The sequence below is a fragment of the Spirillospora sp. NBC_01491 genome (assembly GCF_036227065.1).
Classification (GTDB): Bacteria; Actinomycetota; Actinomycetes; order Streptosporangiales; family Streptosporangiaceae; genus Spirillospora; species Spirillospora xylanilytica.
The window spans coordinates 4,519,642-4,537,374 of sequence record NZ_CP109432.1 but is presented as its reverse complement, the minus strand read 5'-3'; the positions used below and the strand labels follow the sequence as shown (position 1 = coordinate 4,537,374).

Sequence of the window (17,733 nt, the reverse complement as noted above, 5' to 3'; positions counted from 1 at the left end):
CCAACCAAATCGTCAAGGCATCCGTGGAGTCACCACGCCTTTAGCAAGCTGGACGTGGGCGCCTATCGCGCAGCTCTTGCCCTGCAACCTCACCACCGACCGGCTGACCCAGCTCACCCCAGGTGGCCGTGCTACGGGGGAAAGCTCAGAGTTTGATGACGATTCGCTTAATCGTGTGTACAGCCGCCGCTGGCGGGACCATCCTGCTGTCTTATGAGTGAACGTAGATCGGGCCGCCTGTGGGGTGTGGCGTGTGTGGGCTTTCTGATCACAGCTGTCGCGGTACTGGCGCGCTTCCTGGGCATTGGGACGTTCAAGCCGGCTGAACCCGATCTTTTGGGGGCAACCATCGGCCTGGTCTCGCTGACGGTCTCGATCTGGTCGGGGGCGCTGGCCTACCGGGCCTTGCGTTTCAGCGAATATGACCCCGCGACCTGGGCCGACCGTCTGGCTACGGAGGTGAAGAAGAACGAGGAGCTGCAGTTCCTGCAACTGCTGGGCGCCGCCGCACGGACGATCAACGTGAGATTCACGCTGGTCTCCACACACGAGGTCGACGGCGCCGCCGACGCCGGCACGCTGAAGGGCGTGGCCGCCTACTTTCAAGCCCTTCATCCGCAGCGGCTGGTTATCACCGGTGCGCCCGGCGCCGGGAAAACCGTCCTGGGGATCAAACTGATCCTGGAATTGCTGGAGACTCGCAAACCCGGTGCCGCGGTCCCGGTGCGGATCTCCGCCGCTGGCTGGGACCCCGGGACCGGGCTGAAGGACCCCAAGACCGGGCGGCGGGATCAGGGGCCGGAGGTGGAGGCCCTGCTGATCGACCACCTGGTCCGAACGTTCGAGTTGCGTGAGGTCACAGCCCGGGAGCTGGTGCGGCACGACAAGGTACTGCCGGTCATCGACGGGCTCGACGAGATGGACCGCACCGACCAGCCCGGCTTCAACTCCGCCGCGGGCCGCGCACTGGAGAAACTCAACCGCTACCAGGACGGTCAGCACAAGGCCGGGCTGATCCTGACCTGCCGCACCGGCCAATACCAGGCCCTGACCAGCGGTCATACCCAGGCCCGCGACGCCGCCCGTGTCGACCTGGTCCCCGTCACCATCGAACAGGCGTCAGAGTTCATCGTGACCACGGCCGGAGACGACCAGCTCCCGCGCTGGCAACCCGTCCTGCGCGTCCTCAACCAGCCCGGCCACCCCCTGTCCCACGCACTGGCGACCCCCTGGCGGCTGACCCTCGCCGTCACCGCCTACCAACAGCGCTCCGACACCACCGGCGACTACCTGCGCGACCCCGCAGACCTGGTCGACTACGGCAGCGCCGACGACATCCACCGCCACCTACTGCAAGAGTTCATCCCCGCATCCGTCGCCGCGGCTGCCCTCAACAAACGCAACCCCCGCAACTACCGGCCCGTCCAGGTCCACGCCTGGCTGACCGTCCTGGCCCGCTACCTTGACGACAACACCACCAGACCACCCTTCGCCGGCCGCACCCTGTCCGGCACCGACATCGTCCTACACGAACTCTGGCCACTCGCCGGCAACCGCCCCCGCATCCTCACCACCCTCCTCACCACCCTCCTCACCGCCCTGCCAATCACCACGCTTCTGGCTGTGCTGCTCGCTACTTCCACATCACCGCCTGCCGTCTGGTTCGCCGAGATCTTCGTTTTGATCCCAGGGGTCTTCGCGTGGAGACAGCGGTGGCCCGTACCCACACGCATCGACTTTTCCCGACTCAAGACACGCGCTGGCCTTCGGAAAAGCATCATCGGGCTCGCGGTCGGGCTCGCGGTCGGGCTCTGGTTCGGGCTCGCGGGCGGGCTCGCGGTCGGGCTCGCGTATGGGCTCGCATACGGGCTCGCGGTCGGGCTCGCGCTCGGGCTCACGAGCGGACTCGATCCTTCCGACAACACCACCGCGAGAGATTCTCGTGGCCTCATCCGCAAGGACCTCATCAGATGGTTCACAGTCGGGTTCGTGTCCGGGTTTGCGGGCGGGTTCGTGTCCGGGTTCGCGGCCGCGTTCCAGGCCGGGCACACGGTCGGGCCCACAGCCAGGCTCGGGGTCGGGCTCGTCGGCGGGCTCGCGGGCGGGCTCGCGGGCGGGCTCGCGGGCGGGCTCGGGGTCGGGCTCGCGGCTGGCCTCGCGGGCGGGCCCGCGGTCGGGCTCGCGGTCGGGCTCGCGGCCGGGCTCACGTACGGGCTCTCTGATGAAGCAGGGGAAGGAATCGCGTTCGGGCTCGCGGTCGCGCTCATGGTTGGGCTCATGCTCTGGGCGGCGGTCGGGTTCACAGTCAGGCCCGCCGGGCTCGCGGCAGCGCGCTACTTCATGCTTCTGATCATCATGAGACGGCGCCTTCCGCTACGACTCGGCCGTTTCCTGGACTGGTGCTACACCGACGCCGGACTGATCCGCACCGCGGGCATCGCCTACCAATTCCGCCACCGCGAACTCCAAAACCACCTGAGCCACGCGCCTGGAGACACAGCACGCCCAGACCGACCGCCTTCGAGGAGGGCCCGAGCAGGTTCCGGGCGGTAGCCGTCAGGGAGAGTTCCGCCGAAGGCCAGCACCGTTCGTGGCCGGCCCCAGGGCAACGATGTCGACTGGGCGCTGGCCGGAGCCGCTGCCGGCACCAGCCCGGCGATGGAGGCCGCCCAGACAGGCACCCGGATGCTAGACGTGCTGCAACAGCGCTCGCATCGGCGACGCAGACCAGGGAAGGCCGACCATTCACGGCGAGTGGGCTGCTGGTCTGTGAGTGAGAGGCGCGGTTACCGTGGCCTATCTCAGGTCGAATGAGCCGGCCTTGGCGGCCTTGATGAAGGTCGTCCACTCGGCCGGGGCGAAGGCGAGCACGGGGCCGGCGGGGTCCTTGGAGTCGCGGGCCAGATGCGCCCGGCCCAAGGTCGCGGCTTCGACGCAGCTTCCGCCGTTGTTGCTCGGACTGCTCTTGCGCCAGCGCACTCCTGGAAGGTCGGCGCCCGTCACGCTGTGCATCTCGTGTGCTGAAATCATGTAATTTCCCGGATCTTCTGCGTGATCAGGGCGCCGGACTGGTCCGGGTCGAGCGCCTTCGCTCGCAGAGGCCGACCTGTTCCAGGAACTCGGCCTCGCGATGACGCACTACCCGCAGAAACGCGAAGTGGAGGTTCAGATCGTTCCTGAACCCCCACATGTGCGGTCGGTGCGTGTCCGAGGGGGGACTTGAACCCCCATGCCCCGTAAAGGGCACTAGCACCTCAAGCTAGCGCGTCTGCCTATTCCGCCACCCGGACTTGGTCGCAGGCCGCAGCTCGGCTGCGGCGGGTTCACCATACCAAAGGTCCCGACTCGCGGCGAAGTCGATGGAGGGGCACCATGGTCGGGTACGTGAACCCGGGCGTGAAGGTGATCACTGTGACTGCTGAGGACGAGGTCGTCCGGCTCTGCCAGGAGCTGATCCGGATCGATACCAGTAACCCTGGGGACCACTCCGGGCCAGGGGAGCGGGTGGCGGCGGAGTACGTCGCGGAGCAGCTGGCCGAGGTGGGGGTGGAGTCGCAGATCTTCGAGTCGCACCCGAAGCGGGCGAGCCTGGTGGCGCGGATCGAGGGCGAGGACCGGAGCCGGGACGCGCTGTTGCTGCACGGGCACCTGGACGTGGTGCCGGCCCGTGCGGAGGACTGGACGCGGGATCCGTTCGGGGGAGAGATCGCAGACGGGTGCGTCTGGGGGCGCGGGGCCGTCGACATGAAGAACATGGACGCGATGATCCTCGCGGTCGTGCGGAAGCGGCTGCGTGAGGGGCGCAAGCCTCCGCGGGACGTCGTGCTGGCCTTTCTCGCGGACGAGGAGGCCGGGGGCAAGTGGGGGGCGCGATGGCTCGTGGACGAGAAGCCGGAGCTGTTCGAGGGGTGCACCGAGGCCGTGGGGGAGGTCGGCGGGTTCAGCCTGACGGTTCCCGGTGATCGGCGGATGTACCTCATCGAGACGGCGGAGAAGGGCATCGCGTGGATGAACCTGACCGCGCGGGGGACCGCCGGGCACGGGTCGATGGTGCATCCGGACAACGCGGTGACGGCGCTGGCGGCGGCGGTCGGGCGGCTGGGGTCGCACGAGTTCCCGGTGCAGTTGACCAAGACCGTGCGGTCCTTTCTCGAGCGTGCGTGCCTGGCCTACGGGGTGGAGTTCGACCCGGACGATCCAGAGAAATGCCTCGACGAGATCGGGCCGCTGGCGCGGATGATCGGGGCGACGCTGAGGCACACCCTGAACCCGTCGGTGCTGGAAGCGGGATATAAGGCGAACGTCATTCCGCAGACCGCGACCGCCCAGGTGGACGGGCGGTTCCTGCCGGGGTACGAGGACGACTTCTTCGCGACCGTGGACGGGCTGCTCGGCCCGGACGTCGAGCGTGGGTTCGTCCACCATGACCAGGCGCTTGAGGCCGACTACGAGGGTGCCCTGGTGGAGGCCATGGAGGCCGCGCTGCTCTCGGAGGACGCCGGTGCGCTGCCGGTGCCCTACTGCCTGAGCGGCGGGACGGACGGCAAGTCGTTCGCCCGGCTGGGGATGCGCTGCTACGGATTTGCGCCCTTGCGACTCCCCCCAGAATTGGACTTTTCCGGAATGTTCCATGGTGTCGACGAGCGCGTCCCGGTGGACGGGCTGCACTTCGGCGTGCGGGTGCTCGACCAATTCCTGGACCGCTCCTGACGTTTTCCACGGATTACCGTCGCATGTGCGATCCGTGGTGCTACGGTCACTATCCGTAGAGAGCGACTCGGGTCGTTCTCTGGGTCCCCGTCCGGGGGCGGACGGGGATCGTGGCGGAGGGCAGTCGAGTGGCAGGTACGGCATGCGCGGGTGTGGTGCCCGTCCCGCTGCGCCGTGCCGTCGCCGGCCGGACGATCCGCCGGATCCTGGTGATCGTCGGCCTGATCACGGCGGGTTGGCTGCTCGGCGGCGCCGCGCAGGCGTGCGCCGCCGAACAGCCCGCCCCCGCCGATGTCGTGAAGGGCGCGACCGTGCTGAACGGCACGGTCCGCGCCGCCCGGAACGTCGTCCTGCCCGGTGCCCGCAAGGGCATCCGCGGTGTGGTCGTGAAGCCCCGCACGGTCGCGCCGCCGCCTGAGAGCGGCGGCGCCGGGGCCCCTCATGCGGTCTCACCCCCTGAGGAGACCGTGCGCAAACGCGTGCGGGCCGTCGCGCCGGTGCCCGTCCGGGCAGGACGTGTTTCCCGGGCTCCGGCGCGTCCCCGATCCGGGACGTCCGCCGAACGTTCGCCAAGAAAGGGCCTGGCGGCGATCGTGGCCCGACCGGGGGCGTCCGAGGGTGTTCAAGCCCGTCCGGCCCCGAGGCCCGCGCCGGTTCCCCGTGAGCGGGTCCCCGCTCCCGATCCGCATCGGGCCGGGGCGTCCGGACCCGTCGCCGGGCCTGTTCTGCTCGGCGGCCTCAGTGGCCTGCCCGCCGGCCGGCCCTGGATCCCAGCCCGGCCTCGGCCGGTGCTGCTCCACGCCCCTGGCGCGGTTCCCCCGGCCGTCCGCACCGCCGCGGACGAGCCCTCCTTCGCCCCTGACTGATCACTGATCACAGACCCCGGCGCTGGACCCGTGCGGCTCGGGTCCAGGCCGAGACGCGCCGTCCCCCGACGGCCGTCGCCCCCACGAGATCGGCGCTCCGGCGATCCCGCATCTCTGCACGTCATTCATCACCTATCACCTCCCGAACGGAGCATCATGCGAACGTGGGTCAAGAGCACCTCCCGTGCCGTCCTGCTCACCGCGGGCTTTGTCGCTCTCGGTGTCACCGCCGTCCCGGCCTCCGCGGCCTTCGCCGGCACCACCAACGGCGACTCCAGCGTGCTTGGTGGCAACCAGGCCAACCTGCCGATCTCGGCGCCGGTCAACGCCTGCGGCAACTCCGCCGCCGTCCTCGGCAAGGCCGCGGCCGGCTGCGAGGGCGGCGCGGCGGTCCACAAGGGCGGCCACAAGGGCGGCCACAAGGGTCACAAGGGGCCGAAGGGCAAGCACAAGCCCGGCAAGCACAAGCCTGGCAAGCACAAGGGCGGTCACGGGCGTGGCGGGCAGTCGACCTCCGGCAAAGCCGGGATCGGTTCCGGCAATCAGGTGAACGCGCCGGTCAAGGCGCCCGTGAACGCCTGCGGCAACGCGGTCGCGGTCGCAGGGAAGGCGGACGCGGGCTGCAAGGGCGGCTCCGCCGCTCACAGCGGCCACGGAAAGGCGCCCGGGAAGGGCCACGGAAAGGCGCCCGGGAAGGGCCACGGGAAGGGCGCGCAGCACCACTCTGGTGGGAAGCGGCCTGCCGGGCAGCAGACCAGCGGGAAGCACGGGATTCTGGCCGGAAACCAGGTGAACGCGCCGATCTCGATCCCCGTGAACGTGTGCGGCAACGCCGTGGCGATCCTCGGCAAGGCCGTCGCCGGGTGCGAGGGCGGGGCCGCGGTCACCGGCGGTGCGCGGCCCGGTGGCCGTCAGGTCACCTCCGGGGCGTTCAGCGTGCTCGGCGGCAACCAGGTGAACGCGCCGATCAGCGTTCCCGTCAACGTCTGCGGCAACGCCGTGGCCGTACTGGGCAAGGCGGGCGCGGTCTGCGAGGGCGGCGCGCGGGTGGCGGGCGGCCACGGTCGCGGCGGTGCCGGCCAGAAGACCTCGGGCGCCCACGGCGTCCTGGCGGGGAATCAGGTGAACGCGCCGATCTCGGTGCCGGTGAACGTCTGCGGCAACGCGGTGGCGGTCGCCGGTCGCGCCGAGGCCGGGTGCAAGGGCGCGGCCGTGGCCGGACGCCCCGGGCGGCAGCGCGGTGACGCCGCGAGCCGCGGGCGGGACGGTTCGTCCGCGCGCGTTGGGCGGGGGACGCCCGGACCGGGCGACCTCGGCTCCCTGGCCAAGCTGCCCACGTTGCCCAAGACCCCGGTCAAGGTGCTGCCCAAGCTGTCGGAGCGGTCCGCGCCGGCGACCGGGGGCCGGAGCGCCCAGGGTGGACCCGGTACGGACGGGCTGCCGGGGGCCAAGGTACTCACCGGGGCCGGTGGGGTGAAGGTCCCCGAGGTGGGGAAGCTCGGTGCGATCAAGCCGGTGGCCGCGGTGGAGCCGCTGGCCGACACCCCCAAGGCCGGCTCGGTGTGGGGGCTCGGCATGGCCGTGGTGTTCGTGTCGGGGGCGTTCGCGCTGACCCGCAAGGCCCGTCCCGGCCGCAGGTGAGCTAGGGGCCGGTTCCGCCGGCCTCGCCCCCGTCCGGCGGGGTGCCGCTTGACCAGGCTGGACGCGCCCGCCACGGCGGTGTGCGGCCCCGCCTTCCGAGCGCCGCCGGCGGGGGCCCAGGAACGCTTTGCCCGTCCCGGAAGCGCGGTCCGGGGCGGGCAAAGCTCTATGCAAGGCGGTTATGATTACGGCACGTCATAAATCTCGTACGTAGTGCTACGCTCCGGCCGGGGAAGCGGGGCGGGCGACGTCAGAAGGTACGGACCTGGCGGATGATCTTGCGCCGGAGTTGGATTCGGCGGCTACCGTCGGGGTAGAGCCGCAATCGATCGAGCTCCCAGCCGCCGTGCTCGGCGTGCTCGGTCATGATCTGCCGGGCGGTGTCACGGGTGGTGCCGCGCGGCAGTCGCAGGACGAGGTAGGTGTACTGCGCCATCGTGACCATTATGGCCTGGCCTCCCGGCGGCCGGGGATCGTACGGTGGCGGCCTTGTGTCCCGGTCCCGAGGGTGACGTGTCATCCTGTCGGAGGTTCACCGTGGTGGACGGTGACGGCCGACGGGGGCGGGCCAGACCGCGGACGCGGGCATGAACGCGTCGTCGTGCAACGTTGTACGAAGCTCGGGTAAGAAGACCAGACTGCGAGGTTGGAGCGACTGTGCCAGCCAAGAACGGCACTGCGAAGCGTGGCCAGGACGGGGGCACCGGGACCCGCCTGGTGATCGTCGAGTCGCCTGCGAAGGCGAAGACGATCGCCGGCTACCTGGGCCGTGGCTACATCGTGGAGTCCAGTATCGGCCATATCCGGGACCTGCCCGGGAGCGCCTCGGAGGTGCCGGCCAAGTACAAGGGCGAGTCGTGGGCCAAGCTCGGCGTGAACGTCGACCACGGCTTCGAGCCGCTCTATGTCGTCAACACCGACAAGCGGCAGCAGGTGGCCAAGCTCAAGAAGCTGCTGGCCGAGGCCGACGAGCTCTTCCTCGCGACGGACGAGGACCGGGAGGGCGAGGCGATCGCCTGGCACCTGCTGAAGGTGCTCAACCCCAAGGTCCCGGTGCACCGGATGGTCTTCAACGAGATCACCAAGGACGCCATCCAGCGGGCCGCGGCCAATCCGCGCGAGCTCAACCTGCGGCTGGTCGACGCGCAGGAGACCCGCCGCATCCTCGACCGGCTGTACGGCTACGAGGTCAGCCCGGTGCTGTGGAAGAAGGTCATGCCGAAGCTGTCGGCGGGCCGGGTGCAGTCCGTGGCGACCCGGCTGGTCGTCGAGCGGGAGCGGGAGCGGATCGCGTTCGTCCCGGCGCACTACTGGGACATCGCGGGCGCCTTCTCCGTGAGCGGCGGGCCGGACGAGGCCGGGGGCGAGGAGCCCAAGGCGTTCAAGGCCGGGCTGGTCTCGGTCGACGGCAAGCGCGTCGCGCAGGGCCGCGACTTCGCCTCCGACGGCACCCTCAAGACCCGTGACGTGCTGCACCTCGACGAGGACGCCGCGCGCGGGCTGGCGGCCCGGCTGGACGGACGGCCGTACGCGGTCAAGTCGGTCGAGCGCAAGCCGTACACCCGCAAGCCGTACCCGCCGTTCCGCACGACCACGTTGCAGCAGGAGGCCAGCCGCAAGCTGAGCTACTCCGCCAAGTACACGATGTCGGTGGCGCAGAAGCTGTACGAGAACGGCTTCATCACCTACATGCGCACCGACTCGATCACGCTGTCGGAGACCGCGATCACCGCGGCCCGGCGGCAGGCCGGCACGCTCTTCGGCGCCGAGTACGTGCCGGACAAGCCGCGCGTCTACACCTCCAAGGTCAAGAATGCGCAGGAGGCGCACGAGGCGATCCGCCCGGCCGGCGAGAGCTTCCGCACGCCCGCCGAGACGGGCCTGCGCGGCGACCAGTTCCGGCTGTACGAGCTGATCTGGAAGCGGACGATCGCCAGCCAGATGAAGGACGCCGCGGGGCAGTCGGTGTCGGTGCGCGTCACCGGGACCTCCACGGGGGACGAGGTCGCCGAATTCGGCGCGACCGGCAAGACGATCACGTTCTGGGGCTTCCTGAAGGCGTACGTGGAGAGCGCCGACGACCCGTCCACCGACCGCGACGACCAGGAGCGGCGGCTGCCGAACCTCGACGAGGGCCGGCCGCTGAGCGCGCTGTCGATCGAGGCCGAGGGGCACTCGACCCGGCCGCCGGCCCGGTACACCGAGGCCAGCCTGGTCAAGGAGCTGGAGGAGCGGGAGATCGGGCGCCCGTCCACCTACGCCTCGATCATCGGCACCATCCTCGACCGCGGCTACGTGTTCAAGAAGGGCACCGCGCTGGTCCCGTCCTTCCTGGCGTTCGCGGTGGTCAACCTGCTGGAGCAGCACTTCGGCAACCTGGTCGACTACGACTTCACCGCGCACATGGAGGACGGTCTCGACGAGATCGCCCGGGGTGAGGCCGAGCGGGTCCGCTGGCTCGGCCGGTTCTACTTCGGCACCGAGGGCGAGGACGGCGAGGGCGGTGAGGAGGGACTCAAGGAGCTGGTCGGCGACATCGGCGACATCGACGCCAAGGGGATCAGCTCGTTCCCGGTCAAGGGCACCGACATCATGGTGCGCGTCGGCCGGTACGGGCCCTACCTCGACCGCGACGGCGAGCGGGTCAACATTCCCGAGGACATCGCGCCGGACGAGCTGACCGGGGAGAAGGCCGAGGAGCTGTTCGCGCAGCCGAGCGGCGACCGCGAGCTCGGCACCGACCCGGAGACCGGTCGCACGATCGTGGCCAAGTCGGGCCGGTTCGGCCCGTACGTCACCGAGATCCTGCCCGAGCCGGCGGCGCCCGCCGAGGGCGAGAAGAAGAAGCGCACCAAGAAGGCCGACGCGGTCAAGCCGCGCACCGGCTCGCTGTTCAAGTCGATGTCGCTCGACACGATCACGCTGGACGACGCGCTGAAGCTGCTGTCCCTGCCGCGGACGCTGGGCGAGCTCGACGGGGAGCCGGTGACCGCGCAGAACGGGCGGTTTGGGCCCTATATCAAGCGGGGCACCGACAGCCGCTCGCTCGGCTCGGAGGAGGACCTGTTCACCGTCACGCTGGAGCAGGCCAAGGAGTTGTTCGCCCAGCCCAAGCAGCGGGGCCGGGGCCGTGCCGCGGCGCCGCCGCTGCGCGAGATCGGCGACGACCCGGCCAGCGGCAAGCCGGTGGTGGTGAAGGAGGGCCGATTCGGCCCGTACGTCACCGACGGTGAGACCAACGCCAGCCTGCGCAAGGGCGACGAGGTCGAGTCGGTGACGATCCAGCGCGCCGCCGAGCTGCTCGCCGAGCGGCGGGAGAAGGTGGCCGCGGGCGGCGGGAAGAAGAAGCCGGCACCGCGCCGACGAACCTCCGCGAAGTCGGGCTCCTAAGGACAACTACGCCGATACCCTGACCGACATGACCAGAACGGACGCCACCCGGCCGCACCCCGCCGCGCCGCCGGGCGTTTCGTCGAACAGGCCCTCCAGGCGGCTGTGGCTGGTGCTCTCGCTGTCCGGCCTCGGCCACTGGCTGAGCGTCGCGGCGCTCACCGCGATGGCCGGCGTGCTCACCCAGGACGACGCGATGGCCGGCCGCGCGCAGGCCGTCGGCGGCGTGCTGGTCCTGATGCTGCTGCCGGCGGTGCTGCTGGCGCCGCTGGCGGGCCCGGTCACCGCCCGGCTCGACCGGCGGCTGACCATGCTCGTCGCCGATCTGCTGCGGTTCGCGCTGGTGGTGTCGGTGCCGCTGGTCGACATGCTGCCGTGGACGCTCGGGGTCGCGTTCCTGGTCGCCTGTCTGACGCTGCTGTGGGTGCCGGCCGCGGGCGCGTCGGTGCCAGCGCTGGCGCCCGCGGAACGGCGGGCCGAGGCCGGCCGGTCGGCGCTGCGCGGCGTGTCCGGGGCGGCGCCGGTCGCGGCCGTGCTGTTCACCGTGCTGGCGCTGCTCGGCGACACGCTGGCCGGTACCGAGCGCCGGGCCGATCTCGCGTTGTACGTCACCGCCGCGGTCTTCCTCGTCGCCGGTGCCGCGGTCGCGCTGCTGCGCGGCCTGCCCGGCCCGGGGCCGGACGGGTTCCCGGTCCCGGCGCCCTTGAAGCTGATCGTCCGGGGGCCGCGCACCGCCGCCGGCGCGCCGGCCGCGCGCGGCCTCGGCCTCGCGATCACCGGCGTCGCGCTGGCGGCCGGCGCGGTCGTCGCGGTCGCCCGGGTGTACGCCCGCGACCTCGGCGGCGGCGACGCCGGTTACGGCTGCGTCCTCGCCGGGCTCGCGGTCGGGCTGCCGTTCGGGCTGTTCCTCGGCCCGCGCGTGCTCGGCCCGTTCAGCCGCCGCCGCCTGCTCGGGCTGACGGTCGTGGCGACGGCGCTGGCGCTGGTCCTGGTCTCGCTGGTGCACAACCTGGTCGTGGTGGTGTTCGTGACCGCGTTCCTCGGCGTCGCCGCCGGGGCCGCCTGGTCGACCGCGTCCGCGGCGCTCCTGCCGGGCGACGACGCCGAGGACGAGAGCGCGTTCGCGTACCTGCGGTCGGTGGCGCTGGTCGCCGTCCTGGTCGCGTTCGCCGCCGTGCCGCCGCTGGCCGGGGTGCTCGGCACGCACCGGATCAAGGTCGGCGACGGCTCCTACACCTTCGGCGGCGCGGGCGCGGCGCTCCTCATCGTCGCCGTGGTCGCGCTGGTCGCGGGCCTGCTCGCGTACCGGCGGCTGGACGACCGGCGCGGCGTCCCGCTGCTCCCCGACCTCGCCGCCGCGCTCCAGGGGCAGGTGTACGTCCCGCCCGCCGAGGCCGAGGCCGAGGCCGCCGCGACGCCGGTCAAGCGCGAGCGCGGCGTGTTCGTCGCGTTCGAGGGCGGCGAGGGCGCGGGCAAGACCACCCAGGCGCGGCTCGCCGCGATCTGGCTGCGCGACCACGGCTACGACGTGGTCACCACGCACGAGCCGGGCGCCACCAAGATCGGAATGCGGCTGCGCGCGATGCTGCTCGACCGCGACACCACCGGGCTGTCCACCCGCGCCGAGACGCTGCTGTACGCCGCCGACCGCGCCGACCACGTCGCCAACGTGATCCGGCCCGCGATGGACCGCGGCGCCATCGTGGTCAGCGACCGGTACGTCGACTCCTCGCTGGCCTACCAGGGGTTCGGCCGGCAGCAGCCGGTCGAGGACATCGCCCGGGTCAACGCGTGGGCCACCGGCGGGCTGATCCCCGACCTGACCGTCCTGCTGGAGGTGCCGCCGGAGACCGGTCTCGGCCGGCTCCGCTCGCCGGCCGACCGGATCGAGTCCGAGCCGCAGGAGTTCCACGAGCGGGTGCGTGAGGGGTTCCGGGCGCTGGCCGAGGCCTACCCGGACCGCTACCTGATCCTCGACGCGGGCCGTTCGCAGGCCGAGCTGAGCCGCGAGATCCAGTACCGGATCCGGGAGATCCTGCCCGACCCGATCCCGGCGGGCACCGAGGACGTCACCAGCACCTTCCCCGTCATCACCGACGGCTGACCGCCGCCCGGCGGCGACCCACGGCGCGCCGGCCGCCGGGCGCCCGTGCCGCGGGCGGGCGCGGCCCGGCCGGTGATTCGGGCGGGGGATCGGGCCGGAGGCAATAGCCTGGACGCATGAGCGTGTGGGATGACCTGGTGGGGCAGGATCCGGTCGTCGCGCAGCTGCGGTCGGCCGCCGACGGGACCGTGGGCACGGCCACCTCGGCGGGCCGTCCGGCGGGCGCCCCCGGCGGCAACATGGCGCACGCGTGGCTGTTCACCGGGCCGCCCGGCGCGGGCCGCTCGACCGCCGCGCGGGCCTTCGGCGCCGCCCTCCAGTGCACCGAGACGCCTCGCGGCTGCGGGCACTGCGCCTCCTGCCACCAGGTCCTCCAGGGCACGCACGCCGACGTGGAGGTGGTGCGTCCCGCCGGGCTGTCGTACGGCGTGAAGGAGACCCGCGAGCTGGTGCTGCGCGCGTCGTCGTCGCCGAGCGGGGGCCGCTGGCAGATCGTGCTGTTCGAGGACGCCGACCGGGCCACCGAGGCCGCCGCCAACGCGCTGCTGAAGGCGATCGAGGAGCCCCCGCCGCGGACGGTCTGGCTGCTGTGCACGCCGTCCCCGGACGACCTGCTGGTCACCATCAGGTCGCGCTGCCGGCTGGTGACGCTGCGCACGCCGCCGGTCGCGGCCGTCGCCGACGTGCTCGTCCAGCGGGACGGCGTCGACCGCGACACCGCCGAGGTCGTGGCGCGCGCGGCGCAGGGCCACATCAGCCGGGCGCGGCGGCTGGCCACCGATCCGGGCGCGCGCCGGGTCCGCGCCGAGGTGATGGCGGTGCCGCGCCGGCTGACGTCGGTCGGCCCGGCGGTGCTGGCCGCCGAGACGCTGGTCAAGGCGGCCGAGGCGGAGGCCAAGACGATGGCCGAGGAGCTCAACGAGACCGAGACGTCGGCGCTGCGGCAGGCGCTCGGCGAGAGCGCCAAGGGACGGATGCCGCGCGGCACCGCCGGGGCGCTGAAGGACCTGGAGGACCGGCAGAAGTCCCGCGCGACGCGGGTCAAGCGCGACTCCCTCGACCGGGCGCTGCTCGACCTGGCCTCCTACTACCGCGACGTGCTGACGCTCCAGCTCGGCGCGGGCGCCGAGCTGGTCAACACCGAGTTGGCGGCCGAGCTGCGCACCGCCGCCGCCCAGGGCCCGCCCGAGGGCACCCTCCGGCGGCTCGACGCGATCATGAAGTGCAGGGAGCGGCTGGGCGCCAGCGTCAACCCCCTGCTGGCCGTCGAGGCCCTCACCATGGCCCTGCGCACCGGCTGACCGTCCCCGCCCGCCGGCTGGCCGTCCCCGCGCAGCGGCTGACCATCCCCGCCCGCCGGCCGGCCGTCCTGTGCCGGCCGGCGTCCCGGCACGTCGGCTGACCGTCCCGCGAGTGCCGTCCTAACGCAAAATGCCCCATTTCGTTATTTACTCGTTCGCTCGCCTCGACAACAACTCCCGTACCGTCGCGAGGGTTGAGCCCAAAATCGGGCATTCCCCCCATGCAGGAGGTGTGCATTGCGGCGCGCCATCATCGCTGCCGCCTGCGCCGTCGTCACCACGACGGCGCTGGCGTTCCCAGCGTCTGCGGCACCCAACCCCACGCAGGCCAAGGGTCAGGTCTCGGAGTACGTCGTCCTCTACAAGGAGGGCGCCTCCCCAAGTAAGGCCCACGCGGCCGTGAAGGCGGCAGGAGGCTCGATCGTCCACGAGAACACCGACGTGGGCGTGGCCACGGTGCGGTCGGAGAACCCCGGGTTCACCGCCGCCGCCATGGCCCAGCGGGCCCTGGAGGGCGTCGCGCACAACCGGGTGATCGGCAAGGCGCCGAAGACCGCCAAGAGCGCGGGCAAGCAGGTGGAGGCGGTGAAGGGCACGGGGGCCGGCAGCGCCAAGCCGGCCAGGCCGTCCAAGCCGGCCAAGGGCGCCGAGCCGCTCGCGGACCTGCAATGGGACATGAAGCAGATGAACGCGACCGCCGACGGCTCCTACAAGGTGGAGCCGGGCGACCGGCGGGTGCTGGTCGGCATCCTGGACACCGGCGTCGACGGCAGTCACCCCGACGTCAAGCCGAACTTCAACCGCGGGCTCAGCCGCAACTTCACCACCGACGTCCCGGTGGACGCCGACGGCAACGAGCTGGACGGGCCCTGCGAGTTCAAGTCCTGCGTCGACCCGGTCGACTGGGACGACAACGACCACGGCACGCACGTGGCGTCCACGATCGCCTCGCCGCGCAACGGGCTCGGCATGGCCGGCGTCGCGCCGAACGTGTCGCTGGTCAACCTGCGGGTCGGGCAGGACTCGGGGAACTTCTACCTCGGGCCGACAGTGGACGGCCTCACCTACGCGGCCAAGCACGGCATCGACGTGGTCAACATGTCGTACTACATCGACCCGTGGCTGTGGAACTGCGGCGACAACCCGGCGGACTCGGCGACCGAGCGGCTGGAGCAGCGGACCATCATCAAGGCCACCCAGCGGGCGCTGGACTTCGCGCACGAGCGCGGCGTCACGCTGATCTCCGCGGCGGGCAACGAGAAGGTCGACTACACCAAGACCAACCTCGACGAGACCAGCCCGAACTTCGCGTCGCTGCCCGGTGAGAAGCCGCACTCGCGCAGCGTCCCGGCGAGCTGCATGTCGATGCCGACCGAGGGCGAGCACGTCATTCCGGTCTCGGCGACCGGGATCAGCAAGCGCAAGTCGTACTACTCCAGCTACGGCGCCGGCTTCACCACGATCGCGGCGCCCGGCGGCGACAAGGTCGACAACGCCGAGGGCAAGGCGGACGACAACCTCGGCATCTGGGCCGCCTACCCCGAGCGGCTCGCGCGCGAGCGCGGTGAGCTGAACGCCGACGGGACGCCGAAGGTGTCGTACGTGGTCCGGCAGTGCACCGGCAAGACCTGCGCGTACTACCAGTCCTTGCAGGGGACGTCGATGGCCTCGCCGCACGCGGTGGGCGTCGCGGCGCTGATCGTCAGCAAGTACGGCACGTCGGACCGCAAGCGGGGCGGCCTGACGATGGACCCGAACGCCGTGGAGCGCACGCTGCGCGGGACCGCGACGGCCACGCCCTGTCCGAGCCCCGCCACCGTCGACTACGTCTGGTACACCAAGGTCGACGGCGAGTGGGTGAAGAACACCTCCAAGCAGACCTGTGAGGGCTCCAAGTCCAACAACGGGTTCTACGGGGCGGGCATCGTCGACGCGCTGCACGCCGTCCAGCGGTGATGACCCGCTGACCCGCTGACCCGCTGACCCGCTGACCCGCTGACCCGCTGACCCGCTGACCCGCTGACGCGGTGACGCGGTGACGCGGTGACCGATCGTTCTAGGTGCGGCCCCCGGCTCCGGCCGGGGGCCGCGTTCGGCTGCGAGGGCCCATGCCGGTGGCCCTGGCCGTGGGGCGGCCCAGGTGGGTGAGGGGCCGAGTGGATTCGGGCAGGATGGACGTATGCCGTACCGCGTCACGTTCGTCTGCACGGGCAACATCTGCCGCTCGCCGATGGCCGAGTCGGTCTTCCGCCACCACGTGGAGGAAGAGGGCCTGGACGTCGAGGTCGACAGCTCCGGGACCGGGGGCTGGCACGCCGGCGACGCCGCCGACTCCCGCACGGTCGCGGCGCTGAGCCGCGCCGGCTACCGGTCGGCGCACGTCGCGCGGCAGTTCGAGGACGGCTGGTTCGCCGACTACGACCTGGTCATCGCGCTGGACCAGGGGCATCGGCGGGCGCTGCGCGCGATGGCCCCGGACGCGGGGGCGCGCGAGAAGGTGCGGCTGCTGCGCGAGTTCGACCCGGCCGCCGGCGTCGACCTGGACGTGCCCGACCCGTACTACGGCGGCCGGTCCGACTTCGACCACGCGCTGGAGTTGGTGGAGGCGGCGATGCCCGGCCTGCTCGGCGAGGTCCGCGCGGCGGTCAAGGACGGCTGAGCCATGCGCGAGCGCGTCGCGGCCCTGCTCGGCACACGGGTCGAGCGGGTCTCCGACCTGGGCTCCAGCCATTCCTGGACACTGCACCGGGTCGCGCTCGCCGATGGCCGCGAGGTGTTCGTCAAGGCCGCCTCCGGACGCGCGGGCGGCTTCACGGGCGGGTTCGCGGGTGTGTTCGCGGCCGAGGCGGCGGGGCTGCGCTGGCTGGCCGAGGCCGGTCCGGGCAGCCCGGTGCCGGCGGTCCTGGCCGTGGACGACGACCTGCTGGTCCTGCCGTGGCTGCCGTCCGGGCCGCCCACCCCGGAGGCCGCCGAACGTCTCGGGCGCGAGCTCGCGGTGCTGCACACCGCCGCGCCGCCGTCCGCGTACGGGGCGCCGTGGGAGGGCTACATCGCCGATCTCCCCCTCGACAACACGCCGGACGGCCGCGACTGGCCACGCTGGTACGCCGAGCGGCGGCTCGAACCGTTCCTCCGCCGTGCCGCCCGCCACCTCGGCCCGGACGGGACGCGGCTGGTCGAGCGGGTCGCCGACGGGATCGACGGCCTGGCCGGCCCGCCCGAGCCGCGCGCCCGTGTCCACGGCGACCTGTGGTCGGGCAACGTCCGGTGGGGGGCCGGCGGCCGGGCGCTGGTGATCGACCCGGCGGCGCACGGCGGACATCGCGAGACCGACCTGGCCATGCTGGCGCTTTTCGGCGCCCCCGGCCTCGACCGCGTGCTCGCCGCCTACGATGAGACCGCGCCGCTCGCGCCGGGGTGGCGGGAGCGGGTCCCGCTGCACCAGCTTTATCCGCTGCTCGTCCACGTGGCGCTCTTCGGAACTTCGTACAGCGGTGCGACGATCGAGGCCGCCATGGCCGCGCTCGCGGCGGGGTAGGCGCGCCGGAAAGTACCTGAGCGTCCCGGAACGTGCCGGAACGCGTGCCGGAGTGGGCGTCCCGACGGGCGCCGGAGCGACGCAATGTTCGCTTCGACCAGACAAGTCCGCAATCATGGCTGTTTGTCGCGTGGTAGATGAGATAGAAACGACGGGTCGACACGACGGTCGAGACTCGGAAGG

12 protein-coding genes and 1 tRNA gene are annotated in these 17,733 nt (G+C 71.9%); 10 read left to right on the top strand and 3 right to left on the bottom strand.

What is annotated here, in order from left to right:
* The first annotated feature begins 255 nt into the window (after positions 1 to 255).
* A complete protein-coding gene (locus tag OHA34_RS21135; protein ID WP_329518658.1) occupies positions 256 to 2,553 on the top strand; it encodes an NACHT domain-containing protein in 2,298 nt (765 codons plus the stop codon).
* A 243-nt stretch (positions 2,554 to 2,796) separates the two neighbouring features.
* On the opposite strand, the gene OHA34_RS21130 is transcribed toward OHA34_RS21135, so the two are convergent.
* Both OHA34_RS21130 and OHA34_RS21125 read right to left on the bottom strand, forming a co-directional pair.
* Entirely contained in the window at positions 2,797 to 3,030 is a 234-nt protein-coding gene (locus tag OHA34_RS21130) for a DUF397 domain-containing protein (protein ID WP_285939987.1), read from the bottom strand.
* A gap of 174 nt (positions 3,031 to 3,204) precedes the next feature.
* Positions 3,205 to 3,290 (bottom strand) — tRNA-Leu (locus OHA34_RS21125).
* Positions 3,291 to 3,372: 82 nt separating this feature from the next.
* Here OHA34_RS21125 and OHA34_RS21120 point away from each other — a divergent pair.
* The 3 genes from OHA34_RS21120 to OHA34_RS21110 all read left to right on the top strand — a co-directional run bounded on the left by OHA34_RS21120 (position 3,373) and on the right by OHA34_RS21110 (position 7,217).
* Positions 3,373 to 4,710: a M20/M25/M40 family metallo-hydrolase gene (locus tag OHA34_RS21120; protein WP_285939988.1), complete on the top strand. Its 1,338-nt coding sequence runs from the start codon at positions 3,373 to 3,375 to the stop codon at positions 4,708 to 4,710.
* Between the two features lie 128 nt (positions 4,711 to 4,838).
* Entirely contained in the window at positions 4,839 to 5,576 is a 738-nt protein-coding gene (locus OHA34_RS21115) for a hypothetical protein (RefSeq protein WP_329518657.1), read from the top strand.
* 156 nt (positions 5,577 to 5,732) lie between these two features.
* Positions 5,733 to 7,217, top strand: coding sequence for a chaplin family protein (locus OHA34_RS21110; RefSeq protein ID WP_329518656.1), 1,485 nt, complete (start codon positions 5,733 to 5,735; stop codon positions 7,215 to 7,217).
* Positions 7,218 to 7,467: 250 nt separating this feature from the next.
* On the opposite strand, the gene OHA34_RS21105 is transcribed toward OHA34_RS21110, so the two are convergent.
* Positions 7,468 to 7,653, bottom strand: a complete 186-nt coding sequence (locus OHA34_RS21105; protein ID WP_329518655.1) for a DUF5703 family protein — start codon at positions 7,651 to 7,653, stop codon at positions 7,468 to 7,470.
* Between the two features lie 221 nt (positions 7,654 to 7,874).
* Here OHA34_RS21105 and topA point away from each other — a divergent pair, with 221 nt between their 5' ends.
* From topA to OHA34_RS21075, 6 genes are all read left to right on the top strand, one after another.
* Positions 7,875 to 10,607 (top strand): type I DNA topoisomerase, encoded by a 2,733-nt coding sequence (topA, locus tag OHA34_RS21100; RefSeq protein WP_285939992.1) that lies wholly within the window; start codon positions 7,875 to 7,877, stop codon positions 10,605 to 10,607.
* Positions 10,608 to 10,635: 28 nt separating this feature from the next.
* Positions 10,636 to 12,711 (top strand): dTMP kinase, encoded by a 2,076-nt coding sequence (gene tmk, locus OHA34_RS21095; RefSeq protein WP_285939993.1) that lies wholly within the window; start codon positions 10,636 to 10,638, stop codon positions 12,709 to 12,711.
* A gap of 116 nt (positions 12,712 to 12,827) precedes the next feature.
* Positions 12,828 to 14,012: a DNA polymerase III subunit delta' gene (locus tag OHA34_RS21090; protein ID WP_285939994.1), complete on the top strand. Its 1,185-nt coding sequence runs from the start codon at positions 12,828 to 12,830 to the stop codon at positions 14,010 to 14,012.
* Positions 14,013 to 14,249: 237 nt separating this feature from the next.
* Positions 14,250 to 15,968: a S8 family peptidase gene (locus tag OHA34_RS21085; RefSeq protein WP_285939995.1), complete on the top strand. Its 1,719-nt coding sequence runs from the start codon at positions 14,250 to 14,252 to the stop codon at positions 15,966 to 15,968.
* Between the two features lie 223 nt (positions 15,969 to 16,191).
* A complete protein-coding gene (locus OHA34_RS21080; protein WP_329518654.1) occupies positions 16,192 to 16,671 on the top strand; it encodes a low molecular weight protein-tyrosine-phosphatase in 480 nt (159 codons plus the stop codon).
* A 3-nt stretch (positions 16,672 to 16,674) separates the two neighbouring features.
* Entirely contained in the window at positions 16,675 to 17,550 is an 876-nt protein-coding gene (locus tag OHA34_RS21075) for a fructosamine kinase family protein (protein ID WP_329518653.1), read from the top strand.
* Positions 17,551 to 17,733: the final 183 nt, after the last annotated feature.